The organism is Curtobacterium sp. MEB011, from assembly GCF_030209655.1.
Lineage (GTDB): Bacteria > Actinomycetota > Actinomycetes > Actinomycetales > Microbacteriaceae > Curtobacterium > Curtobacterium poinsettiae.
This window is the reverse complement of the sequence record NZ_JARVRN010000007.1, coordinates 60,081-83,568: the sequence shown is the minus strand read 5'-3', so window position 1 is coordinate 83,568 and position 23,488 is coordinate 60,081. Positions and strand designations below refer to the sequence as shown.

The 23,488-nt window shown below is 71.5% G+C and carries 25 protein-coding genes; 10 read left to right on the top strand and 15 right to left on the bottom strand.

The genetic code is table 11. From position 1 onward, the window contains the following. Nucleotides 1-50: 50 nt before the first annotated feature. On the bottom strand, nt 51-1,616 hold the full coding sequence (locus tag QRN30_RS09755; protein WP_042538149.1) for an NCS1 family nucleobase:cation symporter-1: 1,566 nt from the start codon (nt 1,614-1,616) through the stop codon (nt 51-53). A 240-nt stretch (nt 1,617-1,856) separates the two neighbouring features. Between QRN30_RS09755 and QRN30_RS09750 the strand changes: the two genes are divergently transcribed. Further along, nucleotides 1,857-2,420 carry a VOC family protein gene (locus QRN30_RS09750; protein ID WP_284761010.1) on the top strand — a complete coding sequence of 188 codons (564 nt, stop codon included), beginning with the start codon at nt 1,857-1,859 and terminating at the stop codon, nt 2,418-2,420. A 61-nt stretch (nt 2,421-2,481) separates the two neighbouring features. Here QRN30_RS09750 and QRN30_RS09745 read toward each other — a convergent pair whose 3' ends face one another. Further along, entirely contained in the window at nt 2,482-3,213 is a 732-nt protein-coding gene (locus QRN30_RS09745) for a FadR/GntR family transcriptional regulator (protein ID WP_017888487.1), read from the bottom strand. 86 nt (nt 3,214-3,299) lie between these two features. On the opposite strand from QRN30_RS09745, the gene QRN30_RS09740 reads away from it, so the two are divergent. From QRN30_RS09740 to QRN30_RS09725, 4 genes are all read left to right on the top strand, one after another. Further along, nucleotides 3,300-4,205: a proline iminopeptidase-family hydrolase gene (locus QRN30_RS09740; protein ID WP_284761008.1), complete on the top strand. Its 906-nt coding sequence runs from the start codon at nt 3,300-3,302 to the stop codon at nt 4,203-4,205. Between the two features lie 115 nt (nt 4,206-4,320). Continuing rightward, the gene (locus QRN30_RS09735) at nt 4,321-5,727 is read left to right on the top strand and encodes an APC family permease (RefSeq protein ID WP_017888485.1); all 1,407 of its coding nucleotides are present in this window, start codon (nt 4,321-4,323) and stop codon (nt 5,725-5,727) included. Further along, nucleotides 5,724-6,653 carry an acetamidase/formamidase family protein gene (locus tag QRN30_RS09730; RefSeq protein ID WP_284761006.1) on the top strand — a complete coding sequence of 310 codons (930 nt, stop codon included), beginning with the start codon at nt 5,724-5,726 and terminating at the stop codon, nt 6,651-6,653. Before QRN30_RS09735 ends, QRN30_RS09730 begins: the two co-directional genes overlap by 4 nt. Before the next feature lie 75 nt (nt 6,654-6,728). Beyond that, nucleotides 6,729-7,496, top strand: coding sequence for an SGNH/GDSL hydrolase family protein (locus tag QRN30_RS09725; RefSeq protein WP_235517588.1), 768 nt, complete (start codon nt 6,729-6,731; stop codon nt 7,494-7,496). Nucleotides 7,497-7,502: 6 nt separating this feature from the next. Here QRN30_RS09725 and QRN30_RS09720 read toward each other — a convergent pair whose 3' ends face one another. The 3 genes from QRN30_RS09720 to QRN30_RS09710 form a co-directional block, all read right to left on the bottom strand. Further along, nucleotides 7,503-7,994, bottom strand: a complete 492-nt coding sequence (locus tag QRN30_RS09720) for a GNAT family N-acetyltransferase (RefSeq protein WP_284761004.1) — start codon at nt 7,992-7,994, stop codon at nt 7,503-7,505. A gap of 4 nt (nt 7,995-7,998) precedes the next feature. Further along, nucleotides 7,999-9,402: an LLM class flavin-dependent oxidoreductase gene (locus QRN30_RS09715; protein WP_284761003.1), complete on the bottom strand. Its 1,404-nt coding sequence runs from the start codon at nt 9,400-9,402 to the stop codon at nt 7,999-8,001. A gap of 137 nt (nt 9,403-9,539) precedes the next feature. Further along, nucleotides 9,540-9,908 carry a VOC family protein gene (locus tag QRN30_RS09710; RefSeq protein WP_017888480.1) on the bottom strand — a complete coding sequence of 123 codons (369 nt, stop codon included), beginning with the start codon at nt 9,906-9,908 and terminating at the stop codon, nt 9,540-9,542. Between the two features lie 62 nt (nt 9,909-9,970). Between QRN30_RS09710 and QRN30_RS09705 the strand changes: the two genes are divergently transcribed. Next, nucleotides 9,971-10,423 carry a MarR family winged helix-turn-helix transcriptional regulator gene (locus QRN30_RS09705; protein WP_284761002.1) on the top strand — a complete coding sequence of 151 codons (453 nt, stop codon included), beginning with the start codon at nt 9,971-9,973 and terminating at the stop codon, nt 10,421-10,423. Here the strand turns inward: QRN30_RS09705 and QRN30_RS09700 are convergent. Continuing rightward, entirely contained in the window at nt 10,411-10,980 is a 570-nt protein-coding gene (locus QRN30_RS09700; protein WP_042538166.1) for a uridine kinase family protein, read from the bottom strand. The genes QRN30_RS09705 and QRN30_RS09700 overlap by 13 nt on opposite strands. A gap of 53 nt (nt 10,981-11,033) precedes the next feature. Between QRN30_RS09700 and QRN30_RS09695 the strand changes: the two genes are divergently transcribed. Beyond that, a complete protein-coding gene (locus QRN30_RS09695) occupies nt 11,034-11,489 on the top strand; it encodes a GNAT family N-acetyltransferase (RefSeq protein WP_284761001.1) in 456 nt (151 codons plus the stop codon). Here QRN30_RS09695 and QRN30_RS09690 read toward each other — a convergent pair. Further along, nucleotides 11,443-12,018: a TetR/AcrR family transcriptional regulator gene (locus tag QRN30_RS09690; protein WP_284761000.1), complete on the bottom strand. Its 576-nt coding sequence runs from the start codon at nt 12,016-12,018 to the stop codon at nt 11,443-11,445. The two genes, QRN30_RS09695 and QRN30_RS09690, sit on opposite strands and share 47 nt — an antisense overlap. A gap of 95 nt (nt 12,019-12,113) precedes the next feature. On the opposite strand from QRN30_RS09690, the gene QRN30_RS09685 reads away from it, so the two are divergent. Continuing rightward, complete coding sequence (locus QRN30_RS09685; protein ID WP_284760998.1) at nt 12,114-13,166, top strand: zinc-binding alcohol dehydrogenase family protein; 1,053 nt, start codon at nt 12,114-12,116, stop codon at nt 13,164-13,166. An 18-nt stretch (nt 13,167-13,184) separates the two neighbouring features. Next, on the top strand, nt 13,185-13,997 hold the full coding sequence (locus QRN30_RS09680; RefSeq protein WP_284760997.1) for a hypothetical protein: 813 nt from the start codon (nt 13,185-13,187) through the stop codon (nt 13,995-13,997). On the opposite strand, the gene QRN30_RS09675 is transcribed toward QRN30_RS09680, so the two are convergent. The 7 genes from QRN30_RS09675 to QRN30_RS09645 all read right to left on the bottom strand — a co-directional run bounded on the left by QRN30_RS09675 (nt 13,990) and on the right by QRN30_RS09645 (nt 21,228). Further along, entirely contained in the window at nt 13,990-14,460 is a 471-nt protein-coding gene (locus QRN30_RS09675) for a GNAT family N-acetyltransferase (RefSeq protein ID WP_284760996.1), read from the bottom strand. The genes QRN30_RS09680 and QRN30_RS09675 overlap by 8 nt on opposite strands. Nucleotides 14,461-14,487: 27 nt before the next feature. Continuing rightward, nucleotides 14,488-14,937, bottom strand: coding sequence for a Fe-S cluster assembly sulfur transfer protein SufU (gene sufU / locus QRN30_RS09670; protein ID WP_111022150.1), 450 nt, complete (start codon nt 14,935-14,937; stop codon nt 14,488-14,490). Next, nucleotides 14,934-16,226, bottom strand: coding sequence for an aminotransferase class V-fold PLP-dependent enzyme (locus QRN30_RS09665; protein WP_017888471.1), 1,293 nt, complete (start codon nt 16,224-16,226; stop codon nt 14,934-14,936). The genes sufU and QRN30_RS09665 overlap by 4 nt, the downstream gene beginning before the upstream one ends. Nucleotides 16,227-16,361: 135 nt before the next feature. Continuing rightward, nucleotides 16,362-16,574, bottom strand: coding sequence for an antitoxin (locus QRN30_RS09660; protein ID WP_017888470.1), 213 nt, complete (start codon nt 16,572-16,574; stop codon nt 16,362-16,364). Between the two features lie 95 nt (nt 16,575-16,669). Further along, on the bottom strand, nt 16,670-17,953 hold the full coding sequence (locus QRN30_RS09655; RefSeq protein ID WP_017888469.1) for a chloride channel protein: 1,284 nt from the start codon (nt 17,951-17,953) through the stop codon (nt 16,670-16,672). A gap of 100 nt (nt 17,954-18,053) precedes the next feature. Next, nucleotides 18,054-20,165, bottom strand: coding sequence for an alpha-galactosidase (locus QRN30_RS09650; RefSeq protein ID WP_071251995.1), 2,112 nt, complete (start codon nt 20,163-20,165; stop codon nt 18,054-18,056). 79 nt (nt 20,166-20,244) lie between these two features. Beyond that, complete coding sequence (locus tag QRN30_RS09645; protein ID WP_017888467.1) at nt 20,245-21,228, bottom strand: magnesium and cobalt transport protein CorA; 984 nt, start codon at nt 21,226-21,228, stop codon at nt 20,245-20,247. 153 nt (nt 21,229-21,381) lie between these two features. On the opposite strand from QRN30_RS09645, the gene QRN30_RS09640 reads away from it, so the two are divergent. Beyond that, nucleotides 21,382-22,191: a TspO-related membrane protein gene (locus tag QRN30_RS09640; RefSeq protein ID WP_140449041.1), complete on the top strand. Its 810-nt coding sequence runs from the start codon at nt 21,382-21,384 to the stop codon at nt 22,189-22,191. An 83-nt stretch (nt 22,192-22,274) separates the two neighbouring features. On the opposite strand, the gene ald is transcribed toward QRN30_RS09640, so the two are convergent. Further along, complete coding sequence (gene ald, locus QRN30_RS09635; protein WP_284760993.1) at nt 22,275-23,375, bottom strand: alanine dehydrogenase; 1,101 nt, start codon at nt 23,373-23,375, stop codon at nt 22,275-22,277. Nucleotides 23,376-23,488: the final 113 nt, after the last annotated feature.

The window sequence follows — 23,488 nt, the reverse complement described above, 5'->3', positions numbered from 1 at the left end:
GAGCGAGCGTCGCGACCCGCCCTGTGGAGGACGGGCCGCGACGCCGACGGTCAGGCGCGACCGACGGCCGCGCCGTCGTCGACCGTCGGGTCGTCCGCGTCGAGCACGGGCATGCTCGGCCGGGCGCGCTCGAGTGCCCAGAAGACGACGAGGCCCAGGCCGCAGCCGATGAACCAGCTGTAGCTCGACAGCCACGGCAGCACGCCCAGCGCCGGGGGCAGGACCGCGCTCGCGACCGAGACCGCGCCGGTGACCACGAGGGTCCAGATGGCGTTCGGGTTGAAGCCGCCGCGGTACCAGTACCGGGCAGTGCGGCTGGTGGAGTACATGTCGTCGATCGCGATGCGCTGCTTGCCGACGATGTAGTAGCCCGCGATGAGGATGCCGAACAGCGGGCCGATCAGCGCACCGAGCACACCGAGCGTGTACAGGATCGCCTGGTCGTTGCCGTACCAGTTCCACGGGGTGAGGAGCACCGAGCCGACGGCGGCGATCATGCCGCCGGCACGCCACGAGATCTTCCGGGGCGCCACGTTCGAGAAGTCGAACGCGGGGCTGATGAAGTTCGCGACGATGTTGATGCCGACGGTCGCGGTGACGAACGTCAGGCCACCGAGCAGGATCGCGAAGGGTGCTCCGATGGCCTGCACGGTCTCGATCGGGTCGGTGATGAGCTTGCCGAACACCGGCATCGTCGCACTCGCGCAGAGCACCGTCAGGACCGAGAAGAACAGGAAGTTGATCGGCAGTCCCCAGAAGTTGCCGCGCTTGACCGCCCGGAACGACCGGCCGTAGCGCGAGAAGTCACCGAAGTTCAGCATCGGGCCGGAGAAGTAGCTGACCACCAGGGCGACCGCGGACAGCATCACCGGGATCGACGCCCCGAACGACAGCGGCTCGCCCGCCGACAGGGTGAACGAGATGTTGCCGATGCCCGCCTGGCTGACCAGGTAGACCGCGAGCACGATCATCACCACGTAGACCGCCGGTCCGGCCCAGTCGATGAACCGCTTGATGGCCTCCATGCCCATCCAGAACAGCGCCCCCTGCGCCACCCAGAGGATCGCGTACGAGATCCACCCCAGGGCCGACAGCCCGAGGAACGAGTGGTCGAGCAGCCCCGCCGACGCCGGGATGAACTTGAGGAAGATGATGTTCAGCGACTGTGCCGCCAGGAAGGTCTGCACGCCGTACCAGGCCATCGCGATGAGACCGCGGATGATGGCGGGGACGTTCGCGCCGAGCACTCCGAACACCGCGCGGTTGATCACGGGGTACGGCACTCCCGTGCGTTGCGACGGCTTGGCGACCAGGTTCGCGAAGACCTGCACGATCAGGATGCCGACCACCAGGGCGATGAGCACCTGCCAGCTCGCGATGCCGAGGGCGAAGAGCGACCCGGCGGTGACGTAGCCGCCGACCGAGTGCACGTCCGACATCCAGAAGGCGAAGAAGTTGTAGCTCGTCCAGCGTTGCTCGCGGAGCGGGGCGAGGTCCTCGTTCGTGAGCGCCGGGTCGTACCCGGGCTTGACGACGCCGGCACCCGCCGGGGCGGGAGCGGCGGTCGTGGTGGGGGCGTGGGGCGCGGCGACTGGTGTCGCGATGTCGGTAGCCATGGCGTCCTCCGAGGGAGTGGGAAGCGGGGCGGTGCGTGCTTGAGCACGAAGCTACGGAGCGACTTCGCCCCCGCCGTTTCCCTCGTGTAACGGTCGTGTGTCCCGGCCCCCGTCCTGGAACGACCGTTCCGGAAGGTCGCAGGAGACCCGCACTGCGGCTTGCCGCATCGATGGGCACGCACCCCGCACGGACCCCGCACGAGCCCGAGCGGCGGCGACTACCGGTGGTACGAATCGACCATGAGCAGGGGAATCAGGATCGATCACGTGGGCGTCACGGTGCCGGACATCGACGCAGCCACGGAGTTCTTCGAGGCGGCGTTCGACGCCGTCGTCCTGTACGACATGCGCCGTCGTGACGAGATGCCGAACAGCAGTTCCGAGGCCCACGGGTACCTCGGGATCCCGAGCACCATGGCGCAGGGGGCCATGCGGATGCTCGCGCTGCCCGAAGGCCCGGGGCTCGAGCTGTTCGAGTACCTGGGACCCGAGCAGCGGTACGCCGCACACCCGTCCGACCTGGGGTGGCAGCACCTGGCGATCTACGCCGACGACCTGGACGAGACGCTCGCCCGGGTCGAGGCGGCCGGCGGCACCCGGAACTCCGACCCGCGCGACCTGCGTGGTGACGAGGCGGGGCCCGGCAACCGGTTCGTGTACACCCGCACGCCGTGGGGGTCGACGCTCGAGCTCGTCAGCTACCCGACGCCGCAGCCGTACCTGGTGTACGCGCCGCGGCCGAAGTGGGCGCCGTGGCCGATGCCGGACGACGTCTACCCGGTGCCGGCACCAGCCGTGCACTGACGAGCAACCGCCGCACCGACCGACCAACCAAGAAGCAACACACCGACCAGCAGGCCGCCCCTCAGTGCCGGGGCACCTGCCCCGTCCGCCGCACGGCCCGTTCGAGCAGTTCGACGTCGATCCCGACGTGCTGCCGGGCGATCACGCCCGCCTCGGGTGCGCGGCCAGAACACACCGCGTCCACCAGCCGTTCGTGCTCGTGGAGCGCACGGGTCTCCATCTCCGCCATGCCCTCGGCCGTGCCCCACAGGTGCGCCGGAGCGGCGATGGAGATCTGCGCCTCCAACCCGGCGAGCGCCGTCCGCAGGGCGTCGTTCCGCGCGGCGTCGATGATCGTCCGGTGCAGCACGGCGTCGGCCTGCTGCTTCTCGAGGCCCGAGGTGGCGTCGCGGAACACCTCGAGCCGTGCCCGGATCAGGGCGGCGTCCTCCGGGGTCACCCGTTCCGCGGCGGCCGTGGCGAGCGCCCCGTGCAGCAGCGCGATGGCGTCGGCGGTGTCCTGGATCGCCTCCCACCGGGCGAGCAGCACCCGCCCGACGGCGTCCGACGAGCTGTCCGGCCACTCGGTGCGGACGAACGTGCCACCGCCCCGGCCTCGACGGGTCTCGAGCAGCCCCCGTTCGACGAGCCGGGCGATCGCACTGCGAACGGTGACCCGGGCGACGCCGAGCAGGCCGGCCAGTTCGCGTTCCGGCGGCAGGTTCGCGCCGGGCAGGTACTCGCCCACGGCGACGGCGGTCACGAGGCGGTCCTCGACCTCGTCGACGCGCGTCTCGGTCGCACGATCGGACACACGGACCCCCTTCACGGTGTTACGACCACGTTAAGGCAGCAGAAAAGGTATTGCGTGGGACCTTTTTCCGCTCCATGCTGACCCCCATGTCCAGCATCACCGAATCCACGATGCCGTTCCGCGACGGCGAGACCTGGTACCGGGTCACCACGCCCGACACCCCGGTCGCCGGCGCGCTGCCCCTCGTCGTCCTGCACGGCGGGCCCGGCATGGCCCACGACTACCTCCGGAACCTCGCGGCCCTGGCCGACGAGACCGGCCGGACCGTCGTCCACCACGACCAGTTCGGCTGCGGCCGGAGCACCCACCGCCCGGACGCCCCGGCGGACACCTGGCAGCCGCAGCTGTTCGTCGACGAGTACGCCGCCCTGGTCGAGCACCTCGGGCTCGGCGACCACCACGTGCTCGGGCAGTCGTGGGGCGGCATGCTCGGCGCAGAGATCGCAGTGCAGCAGCCCGCGGGCCTCCGCTCGCTGGCGATCTGCAACTCCCCCGCGTCGATGCAGCTCTGGGTCGACGGCGCCGCCGAGCTCCGCGCGCAGCTGCCCGCCGACGTGCAGGACGCCCTGACCCGGCACGAGACGGCCGGCACCGTCGACGACCCCGAGTACCTTGCGGCGACGCAGGTCTTCTACGAGCGGCACGTCTGCCGCGTGGTCCCGAGCCATCCGGACTTCGTCGACTCCGAGGAGCAGATGGAGCGCGAGCCGACGGTCTACCACACGATGAACGGCCCGAACGAGTTCCACGTCGTCGGCACGATGCGCGACTGGACCATCGTCGACCGGCTCGACCGCGTCGCCGTGCCGACGCTCGTCGTCGCCGGCGAGCACGACGAGGCCACCCCCGCCACGTGGGCCCCGTTCGTCGAGCGGATCGCCGACGTCCGACAGCACGTCTTCCCCGGCGCGAGCCACTGCTCGCACCTGGAGCAGCCGGCGGAGTTCCGCCGGGTCGTCGGGGCCTTCCTGGCCGCGCACGACGACGCCTGACCCGGCCACGACCATCCCTGGAGGCGCGGGGCGGGCCCGCCCCGCGCCCCCAGACCGGAAGTCCCCCCCCCCCCCCCCAGCCGCACCCGTCCCTCCACCCGAAACGGAACCCGACATGTCGCAGCAGCACAGCGAGCTCTCCGCACAGCAGCAGCTCGAGGCCTACGGCTACAAGCAGGAGCTCAAGCGCTCCGTCAGCACCACCGACCTGCTCATCTACGGGCTGGTCTTCATGGTCCCGATCGCCCCGTGGGCGATCTTCGGGACCGTCTACAACGCCTCCAGCGGCATGGTGCCGCTGGTGTACCTGGTCGGCCTCGTCGCGATGATCTTCACCGCTCTGGCCTACGCGCAGATGGCGAAGTCGATCCCCCTCGCCGGCAGCGTGTTCTCGTACGTCGGCCGCGGCATCCACCCCACCGCCGGGTTCTTCGCCGGCTGGGCGATCCTGCTCGACTACCTGCTCGTCCCGACGCTGCTCTACGTGTTCGCCGCCGAGAGCATGGTCGGCATCTTCCCGGGCACGCCCCGCTGGCTGTGGGCGCTCGTGTTCGTCGCGATCAACACCGTCATCAACCTGGCCGGGGTGTCCTCGCTCAAGCTCGCGAACCGCATCTTCCTGCTCATCGAGCTCGTCTTCGTCGCGATCTTCGTCGTCATCGCGATCGTCGCGCTGACCGGCGGCACGATTCCGGACGCGTCCTTCAGCACCGCGCAGATCTGGGACCCGGCCAAGGTGTCGGCCCCGCTCATCGCGTCGGCGCTGTCGATCGCGGTGTTGAGCTTCCTGGGCTTCGACGGCATCTCCACCCTGTCCGAGGAGTCCACCGGCCGTCGTGGCGGAGCCGGCACGGCGATGATCCTGGCGCTCGTCATCGTGGCGTTCCTGTTCATCCTGCAGACCTGGCTCGCCAGCGCCCTCGCCGGGGGTCGTGACGCGTTCCCGAAGGGTGAGGCCGGAAATGCCTTCTTCACCATCGTCGAGCAGGCGTCGTCGAGCGGGTGGGCCACCGCGTTCTTCGCCGTCAACGTGCTCGCCGTCGGCATCGCGAACGCCATGGCCGCGCAGGCCGCGACGAGCCGCCTCCTCTTCTCGATGAGCCGCGACCGTCAGCTGCCCGCGTTCCTGCACAAGCTCAACGGTCGCCAGGTGCCGCAGAACGCGATCATCGTCGTCTCGGTGCTGTCCGCGATCCTGGTGCTGTTCTTCGTCGGGCAGATCGACACGATCTCGTCGCTCGTGAACTTCGGCGCGCTGTTCGGCTTCATGCTCCTGCACGTGTCCGTCTTCGTGCACCACGTCGTCAAGGGGAAGTCGCGCAACTGGCTGCTGCACCTGGTCGTGCCGCTGATCGGGTTCCTGATCATCGGGTACGTCCTGCTGAACGCCGCGGTCGAGGCGAAGGTCGGCGGCATCGTCTGGCTGATCGTCGGCGCGGCCGTGTTCCTGTACTACCGACGCACCGGCCGTTCCACCGAGGTCGGCTCGGAAGCAGAACCGACGACGGAGGACGCACGATGACCCCGGACCACTTCCTGCCGAACACCCTCGGCCGCCCCGGGTTCTCCGCAGACCGGGAGCCCGTGCTGCGGGTCCGCCCCGGCACCGGCGAGACCATCGGCTTCGAGACCACCGACGCCGTCTACGCCGAACTCGACCAGCACCACGACATGGCGCAGCTGCAGGCACCGATCAACCCGGTGACCGGCCCGGTGTTCGTCGAGGGGGCAGAACCCGGCGACACCCTCGTGGTGACCATCCACGCCATCGAGCTGACCACGCACGGGTGGTCGCTGTCCCTGCCCGGCTCCGGGGCCCTGCAGCACGTGATGGGCGACCGGGTCTTCGCCCGCCGATGCCCGATCTCGGACGGCACGGTGCAGGTGTCCGACCGGCACCGGTTCCCCGTGCGGCCGATGATCGGGTGCATCGGGACGGCCCCGGCCGAGGGTGAGAACTCGACGATCATGCCGGCCTACCCGGAGGGCGGCAACATGGACGTCACCGAGGCCCGCCCCGGCTCGACCGTGTCCCTGCCCGTCCGGGTCCCCGGCGCACTGCTGTCGATCGGCGACATCCACGCGCTCATGGCCGAGGGCGAGTCGTCGTTCGTCGCCATCGAGGCCCAGGGCACCGCGATCGTCTCCGTCGACCTGGTCAAGGGCGGCCCCGTGCTCCGCGCACCCCGCATCGAGACCGCTGACGACTGGCTGTTCGTCGGTCTCGGCGACCCCGTGCAGGAGAGCGTCCGGCGCGGGTACGAGGACGCCTTCGCGTTCCTCGTCGACGAGCACGGCTGGACCGCCGAGGACGCCTACGCGGTGCTCAGCGCGGTCGGTGACTCGAAGCTCGGCGGGCCGACCGGCTCCACCGCGCCGGACCCGTTGCACCCCTTCGCCGCCGTCGGCGCAGTCACCCTGCACCGGGTCCCGAAGTCGGTGCTGTGAGGGTTCGCTGATGCGGGTTCCCGGTACGACTGTCGTGCCGGGAACCTGCACAGGCATGTGCACGATGATGGGCGCATGCACGACACCATCCGCTACGTCGCGATCGGCGACAGCTTCTCGGAGGGCATCGGCGACGCCGGGGCCGCTCCGTTCCCCGGCTGGACCGGACGACTCGCGAGCGCGATGGCGGGCGCCTCGGACGCCCACGTCTCGTACGCCAACCTCGCGGTGCGCGGCCGACTGCTCGCCGGGGTCCTCGGCGGTCAGCTCGAGGCCGCCCTCGCGCTCGACCCGGCGCCGACCCTGATCACCTTCTGCGCCGGCGGCAACGACCTGCTGCGCCCGCGCTTCGAGGTGGACGCGCTGATCGGGCAGGTCGAGGCCGCCGCCGACCGCGTCGAGGCCACCGGCGCACGCCTGGCGCTCCTCAGCCCGGCCGACCCGAGCGCCCGCCTGCCCCTCGGTTCCCTGATCAACCGCCGCGGTGACGCCTGGGCCGAGGCGCTCGGCACCCTCGCCCGGCGCCGCGGACTGCCGTTCGTCGACGTCTCCCGCGACCCGCACCTCGGCCGCGCCGAGTTCTGGTCGGACGACCGGCTGCACATGAACGCCACCGGGCACCAGCGCGTCGCGGACCTGGCGCTGCACGCGGTCCTCGACGGCCCCGCGCCGCTCGAGCCCGCGGACGCCGGCGCCACCCGGGCCCGCCTGGGAGAAGAGCTCCGCTACTACCGCGAGTACGTCCTGCCGTGGCTGCAGCGCCGGATCACCCGCACGTCGTCGGGCGACGGGCGTTCGGCGACCTACCCGACGTGGACGCCGGTGCACGGTCGGGACGCGTAGCCAGCGTCAGCCCGCGACGTACACGCGGGTGGTGACCCCGCTCAGCGCGTGCGCGAACTCGTCACCCGTCGCCACGAAGCCACCCGCCTCGTACAGCCGCACCGCACGGTCGTTGTCGCCGAGCACGTGCAGCACCACGCGCGGGTGGCCGGCGGCCCGGGCATCGTGCACGGCCTCGGACAGCAGCGACCGTCCGACCCCGCGGGCCTGCACGCCGGGACGCACCGCGAGCAACGACAGGTAGGCGGCGTCCGCCGGGTCCGTCGACCGTCCGGTGCCGGGCGCCGTGACCAGCACGAAGCCGTCCACCGCGCCGTCGGGTCCGGGCACCACCAGCCAGGCGACGTGGTCAGCGGCGAACTTCTGCCGGGCTCGCTCCCGGACTGCCGGGTCCTCGGGGGCGCCGTCACGGGCCGCCACGGCCGCGGCCCACAGGTCGATGCAGGTGTCGGTCTCCTCAGGGGTCGCAGGACGCACGACCACGGACGACTCGATCACCCGATCAGCCTACGACCGCCCGGCTCCCGATCCTGAACGACGCCCCACGGTGCTCGTCGGGCAGCCGGTCCCCGCGGCCGTGCAGCTTCTGCCGGAGCGAACCCGGCTCGTACGCCTCCGGGTAGGCCCCGCGGGCACGGAGTTCCGGGATCACGAACTCGATGACGTCCTCCCACGTGCCCGGCGTGACCGCGTACGCCAGGTTGAAGCCGTCGACGTCGGTCAGCTCCTGGATCTCCTGCAGCCGGTCGGCGATGGTCGCTCCCCCACCGACCGCCACCGGGCCGAGCCCGCCGATCGCCGTCTGCCGCGCCAGGTCGCGGATCGTCCACTTCGACCCGTCCTCGCCGGTCGCTGCCGCGATGTTCGCCGCCGCCGACTGGATCGCGTTCGACTCGACGTCGCCCAGGGGCTGGTCCGGGTCCCACTGCGACAGGTCGACGCCCATCCAGCCGGAGTTGAGCACCAGCGCACCGAGCTCCGACGCGTACGACAGGTAGTCCTCGTACTTCGCCTGGGCCAGCTCGTCGGTGGCGTCCGTGATCACGGTGAGCAGCGTATAGACGCGGGCGGCGTACCGGTCGCGACCAGCTGCCTCCAGGGCGTCCCGGACCTTCGCGACGGTCGACGCGAGCTGCTCGACCGTCGGCGCCCCCACGAAGACCGCCTCCGCGTTCTCCGCGGCGAAGCGGATGCCGCGCGGTGACGCGCCCGCCTGGTAGATGACGGGCGTGCGCTGCACGGACGGCTCGGACAGGTGGATGCCGGGCACGTCGAAGTGCGCACCGTGGTGCTCGATCGGGTGCACCTTCGCCGGGTCCGTGAAGACCCCGGCTTCGCGGTCGGCGACGACGGCGTCGTCCTCCCACGAGCCCTCCCACAGCTTGTAGAGGACATCGAGGTACTCGTCCGCCACGTCGTACCGGTCGTCGTGCGACAGCTGGTCCGTCTGGCCCATGTTGCGTGCGGCGCTCGGCAGGTACCCGGTGACGACGTTCCAGCCGACCCGGCCCTTCGTCAGGTGGTCGAGCGTCGACATGCGTCGGGCGAACGGGTACGGGTGCTCGTACGCGGTGCCGGCCGTGATGCCGAAGCCCAGGTGCTCGGTCACCGACGCCATCGCCGACACGAGCAGGATCGGGTCGTTCACGGGCACCTGCGACCCGGTGCGGAGCGCGGCCTCGTTCGAGCCGCCGTACACGTCGTAGGTGCCCAGGACGTCGGCGATGAAGATGCCGTCGAACGCCCCGCCCTCGAGCGTCTTCGCCAGGTCGGTCCAGTAGGTCAGGTCGCGGTAGTCCCGCGACCGGTCGCGGGGGTGCCGCCACAGTCCGGAGGACTGGTGCGCGACGCAGTTCATGTCGAACGCGTTGAAGCGGATCTGCCGGTGCTCGCTGCTGGTGGTCACGGGTCGAGACGCTACGTCGGACACCTCGGACCGTCACGGATCGTGACGAAGCGTGACGGTCGGCTCCGGCGACGGACTGGAGGCCCGCCCCGCGTCCGGCGCACCGCCCGCGCCCGACGCATGGCCGGCTCCGGGGCTCAGGCGCGGTCGTGGAGCGTCACGTGGTAGCCGTCGGGGTCGGCGAACGTGAACGTCCGGCCGAACGGGCCGTCGATCGGCGCCGAGACGATCCGGTGCCCGTCGGCGACCAGCGCGTCGTGGATCGCCTGGACGTCGGTCGCGTGCAGCCAGATCGCGGCGCCGATGCCGGGCTGTGCCACCGCGTCGAGGTCCGTGCCGGGGACGATGTCACGCAGGGCGAAGGCGATCGGCGTCGTCTCGAACACGACGGCGTGCGGCGGGCCGGCCTGGGAACGGACGAGACCGAGGTACCGCTCGTAGAACGCCTGCGAGGCATCGAGGTCGCGGGTCTGCAGGGAGATGAAGTCGGGGCCGGTGACGGGCATGTGGTGCTCCTCAGGTTCGTGTCAGTCTTCTGACATGGAACAAGCTATGTCAGACTACTGACATGCGTCAAGGCGACACCGGCATCCACCTCGAGACGTCGATCGGCTACCTGCTCAAGGAGACCGCGAGTGCCCTCCGTGCCTCGATGGAAGCCGTGCTGCGCCCACTCGGCATGACGGTGACGCACTACTCCTGCCTCGAACTGCTGGCGCAGCGACCCGGCCTGTCGAACTCCGAGCTCGCGCGCGGCACGTTCGTCACCCGGCAGTCGATGAACGTGCTGCTGCAGACCCTGGAGCGGGACGGCTTCGTCACCCGTGCCACCGAGCCGTCGGTCGGCAAGGCGCTCCCCACGCAGCTGACCGACAGCGGACGACGGAGCCTGGCGCAGGCGAGTGCGGCGATCCGCGGGGTCGAGCAGCGGATGCTCGCCGACCTGACCGCGGACCAGCAGACCGAGGCCCGTCAGATCCTGCGGAGCATGGTCGCTTCACTCCGCGGTCAGGCCACGTAGCGCACGGACGCGGTGTCCTTCGGTGCGTACCGCTCCTCGAAGTCACGCTCGTTGGGGATCCACACGTCCCGCCAGAGCGCATCGTGTCGACGCCCGAGCGCGCGGTCACGAGCCATGCCCCGACGAGCCGCAGTTTCGAGATCCACATCACACCAGACCGTGACGTCGAGGTACGGGAGCGCCTCGGGATGGAAGAGTCCGATCAGGTCGACGATCAAGACGTCCGTCCGCGGCAGTGGCTCAGCCGGGCCGAGGGCTCGAGCCGACCAGTCGAACCGCTGGAACGCGCTCACCCGACCGGCCCGGTGCGGTTCGAGGACCGACGAGACCAGACGGGGACGATCGACGCCGTCCCAGTCGGAGGACCGCTGATGGGACCGAACGGGGTCGAGGAAGTCGTCGCCGCGGATGCGGACCGCGCCGGGGAGCCCCTCGACGAGCGTGCGCGTCAGCGTGGACTTGCCGGATCCGCAGTACCCGGAGACACCGACGACGATCGGTGCACGCGCCGAGGCGCGGCGGGACGCGACAAGGTCGATGACGCCGTCGCGGTCCATCGGGCAAGCGTACGAGGTCGATGACCGGGCGCCGGGGTTCGTAGGCTGAGCGGATGGACGTCGCACTGCGGGACAGCACCACTGAAGACCTCGAGTGGCTCGTCGAGCTCCGGGCCGTGGTGCTGCGCGACGACCTGACACGACTCGAGGTGTTCGACGAGACGCGTGTGCGACAGCGCCTCCGCGACGCGTTCCAGCCACAGCTGACCCGCATCGTCGTGGTCGACGGCCGCGACGTGGGCTCGATCACCGTGCGCAACGAGGACGGCGTCCGCTGGGTCGAGCACTTCTACCTCGCGCCCGACGTCCAGGGCCGTGGGGTCGGGTCGACCGTACTGCGCGCCGTCCTCGACGAGCCCCACGACGGCTCGACTCGGCTCAACGTGCTGGTGGGCAGCCCTGCCCGCCGACTGTACGAACGACACGGCTTCGTGCTCGACACCGACGACGGTGTCGACGTGTTCATGACGCTGCGGGCCGCCGATCGAGCACCCCACGGAGTGCACTGAGCTGCTCGTCGACGATGTCGGCCATCCGGCGCTCGGCCGGTCCGGTGAGCCAGGCCTCGAGCGCCAGGTGGAACAGCATCACGGTCGTCTCGGCGATGACCGCCGCCTCGGACGGGTCGAGCCCGCGGCCGACGAAGGCCTCGCGCACGGCGTCCGTCAGGTCGGCACGCTTCCGTGCGTCGCGCTCCCGGAGCGACGGCTCGGACAGCACCAGCCGCCGCACCGAACCGACCTCGCCGTGCCGACCCTCGAACCGCTGGTCGGCGACGGTGCGGAGGCCGCGCACGACGATGTCGAGCGGGTCGACCCCGGCCGGCGCGCCCTGGATGGCGGCCCGGGCGAGGTCGGGGATCTCGTCGCCGGCGAAGATCACCTCGCGCTTGTCGGCGAAGTGCCGGAAGAAGGTGCGGGTCGTGAGTCCGGCCCGTGCGGTGATCTGCGGCACGGTCGTCGCCTCGTAGCCCTGCTCGGCGAACAACTCGAACGCCGCTCGTTCGAGTCGCCCTCGGGCATCCGGAGACCAACGCATGTGTTCACAGTAGTGGCGATGACACGGCGTGTCATGGTTGACTGGGCGATGACACGTCGTGTCATGACTCACTTCGAGCAAGAGATCGGGACACCATGTCGTCATCCGGCAACGCAGCACTGTGGACCACGTCGACCGGACGGTTCGCCGTCGGACCCGCACCGGTCCCCCAGCCCGGCCCCGGCGAACTCGTCGTCCGCGCCGAGGCGGTCGCCGTCAACCCGGTCGACGCCGTCGGCGGGCTCTTCCGGCACCTGGTGTTCCCGAAGCTGCGGTTCCCCGCGGTCCTCGGCTCGGACGTCGCCGGCACGGTCGTCGCGATCGGCCCGGACGTCGAGCGCTTCCGCGTGGGCGACCGGGTCGTCGGGCACGCCGCGGGGCAGGAGCAGCACCGGAACAGTGCTGCCGAGGGGGCCTTCCAGCACCTGGTCCTGCTGCTCGACCGTGTGACGACCCCGGTTCCGGATGCCCTGCCCGCCGAGCAGGCAGCGGTCCTGCCACTCGCCGTCTCGACCGCCGCGGCAGGTCTCTTCGAGCCGGACCAGCTCGCGCTGTCGCTCCCGACGGCAGACACGGTCGAGCGCGACGGGGTCGTCCTGGTGTGGGGTGCGTCCACGAGCGTCGGCGCCAACGCCGTCCAGCTCGCCCGCGCCGCCGGGTACGCCGTGATCGGCACCGCATCGCCGAAGAACCACGGGTTCGTGCAGGGCCTCGGGGCCGAGGCCGTGTTCGACTACCGCGACGACGGTGCCGCACGCCGCATCCTCGACGCACTCGCCGACCGGGAGCTCGCCGGCACCCTCGCCTTCGGTCAGGGTTCGTTGACCCGCACGCTCCCGATCGTCCGGACGGCCACCGGCTCCGGTCGGCTCGCGTCGGCGTACCCGACGCCGGTGACGACGATCCGTGCACGGCTCGAGCGCCGACACGGGGTGCACATCACCGCGATCTGGGGTGGCCGCCCGACGGAGTCCGAGGTCGGCCCGGCGATCTACCGCGACTTCCTGCCCGAAGCGCTCCGCACAGGTCGTTACCGTGCCACCCCGACCGCCTCCGTCGTCGGATCGGGACTCGCCGCGATCCCCGACGCCCTGGCCGGGCTCCGCGCCGGTGTCTCCGCCCGGAAGCTCGTCGTCACGCTCCCCTGAGCCGATAGCGTCGGCAGCATGACCGATGCCGACGTGCCCGACGACGAGACCTTCAGCTTCACGATGTCGGGCGGTGGCACGCCACGGGGACACCTGCAGGACCCGAGCGCCGCCACGCTGCACCTGGACCCGCGGCTCCTCGGCGACGCCGCCAGGGGCAAGAAGATGTTCGCCCGGGCCATCGACCAGCAGCACGCGGCACTGTCCGCCTACGCCACGGCGCTCCAGGTCGCCGACGGAGACGTGACCGCCTCCGCGGTGCAGGACGCTGCGACCGCACTGCACGAGGCGCTCCAGTTCCTGCCGATCGCCCATACCGTGTACACGGGCGTCGGCTTCCCCACAGCCCGCGTCGGGGACGGCCCCCGCCCGACCTCGCTGCGACCGGATCGCGGCGAGCGCGGCCTCGGCGTCCATCCGGACATGCTCACGGCGATCCACGGCGACACCTCGCAGCGGTGGGAACTCGCGTGCGAAGAGGACCTCCCCCTCGCCGTCGAGATCGCACTGGCGACCGATCCGGACGAGAACGTGCGGTCGGCCTTCCTCACAGCGACGAGGTCACGAACCGTCGTCCTGCTCATGGAACAGCGAGAGACCGATCCGGGTGTCCTCGACCAGCTCGCCCAGCAGAGCTACGCGAGCCCCGAACGGAAGTTCCCGCTGCGGTTCATGCACCTCGCACCGCGTGAGCTCGACGGGCTCTACGAGCTCCTCGGTCTCGACGACCAGGCCATCGCGCGCGCGGAGGCCCGCTGGGCGCAGGCGCAGGATCGGAACGAGCGCATCAGCGTCGGTGACGCGCTGCGTGAGATCGGCGTCATCAGCTGATCCGCTTGGCGTACCAGCGGTCCGAGTACGGATCATCGTTGAACGGCGACACCCGGACGAAACCGAGCCGTTCGTAGAGCGCACAGGCCTCGGCGAGCTCGGCCCGCGTGTCCAGCCGCAGCGACGTGGTCCCGCGTGCCCGGCAGACGTCCTCGACGTGGCGCAGGAGCGCCGAACCGACGCCTCGGCCGCGGTGTTCCGGCAGTGTGAACACCTTCGTCAGCTCGCCGACGGCACCGACGAAGCGCACGCCGGCGCAGGCGACAGCGGCTTCCCCTTCACTCGCGACGACGAACACCCCGGAGTCCCCCTGCAGGTCGTCGAAGGGCTCGTCGAGCATCGCGCGGTCGACCTCGGCCGACGTCGCCGCCCGCCCGTACCACCGCGACGCGACCTCGGTCAGGTAGGCCCGCACGACCGCGTCGGCCCGGCCTGCGCCGGGTCGCTCCGTCTCGAAGATCATCGCGCTCCCTGCGTGGCCGCACCCGGCTCAGCGGGCCGCGGTCGCCTCGCGCGCGGCTGCTTCCGCCGCGACCCAGGCGAGCATGCCGCACTTGACGCGCATGACGAACTTCGAGACGCCGTGGAAGGCGACGAGGTCCTCGAGGACGTCCTCGTCGGGCTCACCGACACCACGCGAGCGCATCATGGTGCGGAACTCCTCGGTCAGTGCGAGGAACTCGGGCACGGTGCGGCCGACCGCCATGTCGGTGAGGACCGATGCCGACGCCATCGAGATCGAGCAGCCGTCACCCTGCCAGGCGAGCCCGGCGATGCGGTCGGTGCCGGGTTCGAGCCGCAGGCTGACCGTGATCTCGTCGCCGCACGTGGGGTTCCGCTCGAAGTGCGAGGCGTCCGCGTCCGGCATCGCACCGTCGCCGTGCCGCGCCTTCGCGTGGTCGAGGATGACCTGCTGGTACAGGCTGTCGAGGGCGTTCACGCGGTCGCTCCGAAGTAGTCGCGGATCTCGGCGACGGCTGCGAGGAACCGGTCGACGTCGTGCTCGGTCGTGTACACGTACGTGCTGGCACGGCTCGTCGCGACGAGGCCGAGCCGGCGGTGCAGGGGCTGGGCGCAGTGGTGGCCGGAGCGCACGGCGATGCCCTGCGCGTCGAGGTACTGCGAGACGTCGTGGGCGTGCACACCGTCGACGTCGAAGGACACCAGGCCGGAGCGCGGGACACCGGCGGGCGGGCCGACCAGGCGGATGCCGGGCACGGCAGCGAGGCCGACGAGCATCCGGCGGGCGAGGTGCTCCTCGTGGGCGCGGACCCGTTCCATGCCGATGCCCTGCAGGTAGCGCACGGCCTCGGCCAGGGCGACCGCCTGGGACACGGGCTGCGTGCCGGCCTCGAACCGCTCGGGCGCCGGCATGAACTCGGAGCCCTCCATCGTCACGGTGGTGATCATCGAGCCGCCGGTGCGGAACGGCGGCAGGGCGTTGAGCAGCTCGCTCCGTCCCCAGAGCACGCCGATGCCGTTCGGGCCGAGCATCTTGTGCCCGGAGAACGCGGCGAAGTCGACACCGAGCTGCTGCACGTCGAGGGGACGGTGCGGCGCGGACTGGCAGGCGTCGAGCACCACGAGGGCACCGCGGGCGTGGGCGAGGCCGACGACCTGCTCCACGGGGGCGATCATCCCGGTGACGTTCGAGACGTGCGAGAACGCGACGACCCTCGTGCGGTCGGTGATCAACGCGGCGGCGTCGTCGGCGGTCCAGGTGCCGTCGTCGGCGACCGGGATCCAGCGCAGCGTCGCACCGGTCAGGGCTGCGAGTTCCTGCCACGGGACGAGGTTGGCGTGGTGCTCGGCCTCGGTCACCAGGATCTCGTCGCCGGCGCCGAGCCGGAAGCGTGCGGCGTCGACGCCCCCGCGACCGCGGCTGGCGTTGGCCATGCCGTAGGCGACGAGGTTGAGGGCATCGGTGGCGTTCTCGGTCCAGACGACCTCGGCCGGGGCAGCCGCGCCGATGAACCCGGCGACGGTGGCACGGGCGTCCTCGTAGGCGTCGGTGCTGAGCGCCGCGAGCGTGTGCGCACCGCGGTGGACGGCGGCGTTGTCGTGCTCGAGGAAACGTCGCTCGGCGTCGAGGACCTGACGCGGGCGTTCCGCCGTCGCCCCGGAGTCCAGGTACGCCAACGGCTGCCCGTTCACGTCCTGCGCGAGGATCGGGAAGTCCTGCTTGATCGCCTCGACCTCGGTCTCGGTGAGCGGCTGGTTCGGCGCCACGACTGTCACGTCTCGTCCTCCTGGTGCTGCTGTCCGGAGCAACCCGTCCATGGTGTCCGTTGTTCCCGACCGCGTCCAGTCGGCACGGTGACGGCCCAGGACCACGCCGGGTCCTGGGCCGTCGCACGTCGTTCGTTACTCGTTGCCGATCTTCTCGTCCGCTGCGTCGCGGGCGCCGTCGATCTTGTCGTCGTACTTGCCGCCCGTGGCCTTCTTGACCGCGTCGGCCACGCCGCCGAGCACCTTGTCGCTGACGTCCTCGGCCTTCTCGCTCTTCAGGGCGTCCTGGACCTTGCCGTCCTTCAGGAACTCCTGGGCCTTCTTCGTGATGTCGTCGAACCCCGCCATCGGCTGCTCCTCGTCTCGGTGCGGAGCCCGTCGCTCCGTCCTGGCGCCGACAGTAGGCCCCTGGGCCGCCGTCCGTACCGGAACGTCCGGGGTCTTCACACCATCTGGGCGCTGCGACGACGGGCGAGGACGTACCCGACGGCGACCGCGCCGGACACCGCGAGCAACGAGGGCACGAGGATGTCGGTGCCCTGCTGCGTGAACTCGACGACGAGCACGAGCGCGGTGAACGGTGCGCGCATGGTGGTGGCGAGGAAGGCCGCGGCACCGACGAACGCGAAGGCCGCCAGGCTCGGGCCGTCCGCCGGCCAGAGCAGCAGCCACGCGCCACCCAGTCCGCCGCCGATCGCCGAACCGATCGCGATCGAGGGGGTCAGCGTGCCACCGACCGCACCAGCGCCGATGGTGGCCGAGGTGGTCACGGTCCGCAGGACCCCGAGCAGCAGCAGGAACACGACCGGCGAGAGACCGGCGAACGACGAATCGTCCAGGGCGCTGTTCATCGCGACGAGGCCGAGCGCCCGCCCGTTGCCGAGGATCTCCGGGAACGGGATCGCGATGAGCCCGACCATCGCGAACACCAGCGGCAGCACGACGAGCAGGTGCCAGCCCTTCGGCGCGATGCCCTGCAGCCGGTTGGTCAGCTTCACGAACCCGACCCCGGCGAGCCCGAGCACCGGCCCCACGACGATCGCCCAGACCAGCAGCGACGGCGACAGGTGCATCGCGGGCACGTGGTAGAGCACCTCGTCCGGGATCACGAGCCGGGCGGTGATGGCGGCGACGGCACTCGTGGCGAAGGCGGGCAGCGCGGTCGCGAAGCTGATCTCGCCGAGCAGGACCTCGACCGCGAACAGGGCACCGCCGAGGGGCACGTCGTACACGGCGGCGAGGCCGGCCGCGGCACCGCAGGCCACGAGGATCTTCGTCTCGCGCGCCGTCAGCCCCGCACGACGGGTGACGAGCTGGGCGAGCCAGGCCCCGACCTCGCGCGGCGCGACTTCCTTGCCGATGGACGCCCCGAGCCCCACGGCCAGGATCTGGACGCCGGCGTTCGCGAGCGTCGCCAGGGCGGGCATCCGCTTGCCGTCGACGGCCGCGGTGACCGAGACGATCGAACGACCCCACCGACGGAGCGCCCACCAGGCGAACCCGGTCAGGACCCCGGCGGCGGTGAGCGCGAGGAACCGGTTCAGCCCGGAGGGGGCGTCGGCCGCCTCGAGGTGCCCACCGAACCCGTACCCGAAGGCGACGAACTGGATGAGCTGGAGCGCGAGCCAGACCGCGATGCCGGCGATGCCGCCGGAGACGCCCACCAGGGCGGTGACGACGGCGAGCTTGAGGGCCCAGACCGGGGTCGCGTGTCCGGAGTGCGGCATGACCGGAAGCCTAACGGGCCGGACGCACCCGATGACGGACCGCGACGGGCCCGCCGGACGCGGGGCGGGCCTCCAGGCCGGGTGTCCCGACCACCCGCCGTCAGACGGCCGTCACCCGGAACGGCACCACGCCCTCGGCCGGCATGAGCGGCGGCTGCAGGCCGACGGTGCCGAGCACCCGTCCGCTGAAGACGCGCGGGCCGGACCACCAGTCCGGTCGAACCAGGTCATGACCGGCCCCGATGACCACGGGGTCGACGCGGTACGACGTGTCCGGGTCGAGGTCGCGGAAGGTGACCCGGCCGGTGCCGGACACCTCGGAGCGCCCGATGCTCGCCAGGAAGAAGACCGCCTGCTGCCGGTCCGGCGTGACCGTGCCGTACACGAGCCGCGAGTCGTCGACCTCGTCCGAGCGCACCAGGTCGCCGCCGTGCAGGAGCGGGCGGAGCTCCCGGTACAGCGCGATCCACTCGGTGAGCGCCCGGGACTCCTCGGCGGTCGCGCCGGCCAGGTCCCACTCGATGCCGAGGTGCCCGACCAGGGCGGTACCGGCGCGGAAGGCGAGGTCGTGGACCCGACCGGTGGTGTGGTTCCGGCCGCTGGCGATGTGCGAGCCGAGCAGCTCCGGCGGCAGGAGCTGCTGCGTCCACCGGTGCATCTGCTGACGCTCGAGCGGGTCGATGTCGTCGGACACCCACACCCGCGCGGTGTGCTCGATGACACCGAGGTCGACGCGGCCGCCACCCGACGAGCACGACTCGATCTCGAGCGCGGGGAACCGCTCGCCGAGCGTGGCCATCAACCGGTACGCCGCGAGGGTCTGCTCGTGGACCGCTGCACCGCCACCGGGGAAGCCCGCCTCGACGAGGTCGCGGTTGTGGTCCCACTTGACGTACTCGATGCCGTACTCGCCGATGATCGCCGTCATCCGCTCGAGCACGTACGCGAAGGCCTCGGGGATCGCCAGGTTGAGCACCTGCTGGTCGCGGGAGCGCGCGGGCAGTCGTCCGTCGGCCTGCAGGATCCACTCCGGGTGGGCGCGGGCGAGGTCGCTGTCCTCGTTCACCATCTCGGGTTCGAACCACAGGCCGAACTCCATGCCGAGTGCACGGACGCGGTCGACCAGGGGTCCGAGCCCGTCCGGCCAGACGTCCTCGTCGACGTACCAGTCACCGAGGCCGGCGTGGTCGTCCCGGCGCCCGCGGAACCAGCCGTCGTCGAGCACGTAGCGTTCGACGCCGAGGGCCGCAGCACGCTCGGCGAGGTCGACGAGGCGGGCCAGGTCGTGGTCGAAGTACACGGCCTCCCACACGTTGATCGTCGTCGGGCGCGGCGTCGTCGGGTGCTGCGGGCGGCTGCGGAGCCAGCGGTGGAACCGTCGGGCCTGGTCGTCGAGTCCGTCGCCGTGCGCGAAGTACACCCACGGCCCCTCGTAGGTGGCACCGGTGTCGAGCCGGACCTCGCCGGGCAGCAGGAGTTCGCCGCCGCCGATGACCTGGCGGCCGGTGGCGAGCCGTTCGGCGTGGTGCCGGTGGTTCCCGCTCCACGCGGTGTGGACGCCCCAGACCTGGCCGCGGGCGAAGCCGAAGCCCGGCTCCCCCACCGTCAGCACGGTCGCCGCGTCGGTGCCGGTGCGGCCCTTCCGTCCCTCGCGCTGGTGGGTGCCGACGACGAGTTCCCGGCGCTGCGGGGTCCGTTCCTTGCCCCAGCGGCCGGCGAAGTCCAGGATCTCGCGGGCCCCCGACGGGATCGGCATCGCGAGCGTCAGGTCGTCGACGGTGTAGGCACCGTCGACGGTGTTCGTCACGCTCGCCCGGGCCCGCACGAGCCCGGAGCCGAGCATCTCGACCACCACCCGGATCGTGAGCCCGGCGGTGGTGTCCGCGGCGTCGGCGGTGACCGTGGTGTCCGTGACCGCGAGGGCCGTCACCGTGAACGCCGGCGACCAGTCGGCACCGTCCCGGTGCCCGGCGAGCCCCGGACGGCCGCTCCAGCCCCGGTGCGGTTCGGGCAGCACCGACAGGCGGACGGGGGCGTCCATCTCGTTCGGGGACACCGGGGTGACGTCGGCGTCGGCGAGGGCCGTCAGCGCGGCGGTGTCGAGCGGGCCGAGCGCCGCTCCCCAGTGCACGACGGCGGGGAGCGCGTCGTCACGGCAGTCGAGGACGAGCGAGACGCCACCGGCGCTCAGGTGGACGAGTTCGTGCGGCATGCGGGCTCCAGTCGGCGTCGTTGCACGTCAGAGCTTTCCGGTCCGGGGCCGTCCGCTGCAAATCCGGCTGCGGCGCGGCTCAGAACCAGCGCTTCACCTTGAACACCACGTACAGGATCGCCGCGAACAGGACCATCGCGACGATCGACAGCGGGTACCCCCACGTCCAGCCGAGTTCGGGCATGTGCGTGAAGTTCATCCCGTAGATCGCGGCGATGAGCGTCGGTGCGAACAGGATCGCCGCCCAGCCGGAGATCTTCTTCGTGTCGTCGTTCTGCTTCTGGGCCGCCAGGGTGGAGTCGACGGTCAGGGCGTTCTGCAGCAGCTGCCGGAAGGTGTCGAGCCGCTCCACCACCCGGATCGAGTGGTCGAGGACGTCGCGGAACCGGCGCTGCATCTCCACCGGCAGGTGGTACTTCTCGGCACCGCGGTGCAGGTTCTCGATGATGTAGACGAGTGGACGCGCTGCACGCTGGAAGTCGACGACCTCGCCGAACAGCTCGTACACGCGGCGGGACACCCCGGCCTCGCCGGAGAACAGCTGGTCCTCGATCTGGTTGATGTCCTCTTCGAGCCCGTCGATCACCGGCACGTAGCCGTCCACGATGGAGTCCATGAGCGCCCAGAGCTGCGCCTGCGGCCCGACCGTCACCAGACCCGGCTTGCCGCTCATCCGCTGCAGTGCCCGGGGAACGGTCTGCTTGCCCCGCGGGTCGGCCTTCACCACGACGAGGAAGAACGTCTCACCGACGAAGGCGTGCACCTCGCCGAACGCCACCTCTTCCTGCTGGTCGTTGTACAGCGCGGGCTTGAGCACCACGAACAGCGTCGATCCGTAGCGCTCGAGCTTCGGTCGCTGGTGCCCCTCGGCGGAGTCCTCGACGGCGAGCTCGTGCAGGCCGAGGGCGACCGCGACGTCGCCGAGTTCCTGGGCGTCGGGCTGGTGCAGGACGATGCACGCACTGGCGCCCTGCTCGTCGAGCATCCGGAAGGTGTCGTCGAGGGACGGACTCGCGATCGGGGCGATCCGGTCGATGTAGACGGTGTTCAGTTCGACGCTCACGCGCCCACCGTACGCAGGGTGGCCGGTCTCCGGCCTGGAGGCCCGTGCCGGCCCCGCCACACGCCCCGCGTCCTGCCTGAACGCGCGCTGCACGACCGCCGCCACCGGCCGCCTACGGTGCAGGTCATCAGCATGCTGACGAAAGGGACTGTCATGAAGAGGATCTGGAAGCGCATCGCGGTGGCCGTGAGCGCGGTCGTCGCCGTCATCGGCGCGTACGTGGGGTCGGGCGCTGCCGGCGGCACGCCCATCCAGGACGCCGCCGGTGGCGCCCTGTCGGCGTCCTCGACCGCGATCGCCCCGGACGGCCCGGCCTTCTCGATCTGGAGCGTGGTCTACGCCGGGCTCATCGGCTACGCGGTGCTGCAGCTCTTCCGCACCGCGAACGACGAACGGCACGAGCGGCTGGTGGTGCCGGCGGTGCTCTCCCTGCTGCTCAACGCCGCGTGGATCCTGTCGGTGCAGTTCGGGTTCCTGTGGGCGAGCGAACCGATCATCGTCGCGCTGCTCGTCGTGCTGATCTGGACGTTCACGATCCTGCGCCGGACCCCGTCCCGGGGCGTGGTCGAGGCGATCCTGACCGACGGCACGTTCGGGCTGTACCTCGGGTGGGTGTGCGTCGCGACGGCCGCCAACACCGCTGCGGTGCTGACGGCGGCGGGCTTCCGTGGCTTCGGACTCGGACAGGACCCGTGGGGCGTCGTCGTCGCCGCGGTGGCCGGGCTCGTCGGGGTGCTCATCGCACTGTGGGGCCGGGGACGCCTGGCACCGATGGCCTCGGTCGCGTGGGGTCTGGCGTGGGTCGCGGTGGCCCGGTTCGACGGGCCGCTCGTCTCCGTCCCGACGGCGGTGGCGGCCGTGGTGGCTGCGGCGGCCGTGGTCGTCGTGACCGTGGTGGTGCGGGCCCGCGCCGGCTGGGTCGGCGGCCGTGCCGGTCGGGCGGCGGCTCCGGTGGCGGCCTGACGCGCGACTGCCTGCGCGTCGTTTCGGGCTGAGCGACACCTCACGCAGCGATCGGGCCGTGAGGTGTCGCTCAGCGCGAAGACTCAGCGCGCGGAAGCCACCAGGCCGTGCGCGGCGGCGACCGCGGCGTTCGTGACCCGGCCGGCGTGCACGTTCAGGCCTCCGGCGAGGGCGGGGTCGGCCTCGAGCGCGGCTTCCCACCCGCGGTCGGCGATCGCGACGGCGTAGGGCAGCGTGGCGTTCGTCAGCGAGATCGTGCTCGTGCGCGGGACGGCGCCGGGCATGTTCGCCACGCAGTAGTACACGGCGTCGTGCACGGCGAACGTGGGGTCGTCGTGGGTCGTCGGGCGGGAGCCCTCGAAGCAGCCGCCCTGGTCGATCGCGATGTCGACCAGCACCGAGCCGGGTCGCATGTCGGCGACCATGGCGTCGGTGACGAGCTTGGGAGCCGAGGCCCCGGGGATCAGCACCGAGCCGATGACCAGGTCCGCGTCGCGCAGGGCCTCGGCGATGGCGTGCGCCGACGACCGCAGGGTCGTGACACGCCCGTCGAACCGGGCGTCCAGGGCCCGGAGCCGCGGCAGGCTGATGTCGAACACGGTGACGTCGGCCCCCATGCCGAGCGCCATCGTCGCGGCGTGCTCCCCCGCGACGCCGCCGCCGATGACGACCACGCGGCCCTTCGGCGTGCCGGGGACCCCGCCGAGCAGCAGTCCGCGTCCGCCGTTCGTCCGCATCAGGTGGAACGCGCCGACCTGGGCGGACAGCCGCCCGGCGACCTCGGACATCGGCGACAGCAGGGGCAGCGAGCGGTCCGGCAGCTGCACGGTCTCGTAGGCGATGGCCGTCGCGCCCGAGTCGATGAGGGCGTCGGTCAGGGGGCGGTCTGCGGCGAGGTGCAGGTAGGTGAAGAGCACCTGCCCCGGGCGGATCATCGGGTACTCCGACGCGACCGGCTCCTTCACCTTGAGGATCAGCTCGGCGCGTTCCCACACCTCGGCCGCGGTGTCGACGATCGTGGCGCCGGCGGTGCGGTACTCGTCGTCGGTGAACGCCGAACCGGACCCGGCGCCGGCCTGCACCAGGACCTGGTGGCCGTGCGATGCGAGCTCGGCGACACCGGCGGGGGTGGCCGCGACGCGGTACTCGTTGTTCTTGATCTCGGTGGGGACGCCGATGCGCATGCGGACTCCTTCGTGGGCGGTGCGTTCGTCCCGTCCATTCAGCACCGGATTCGCCCACAGCAGCGCTGAGCCGAACATCCGGACAGCGGCATCGCGATCCGTGTCACGAGATT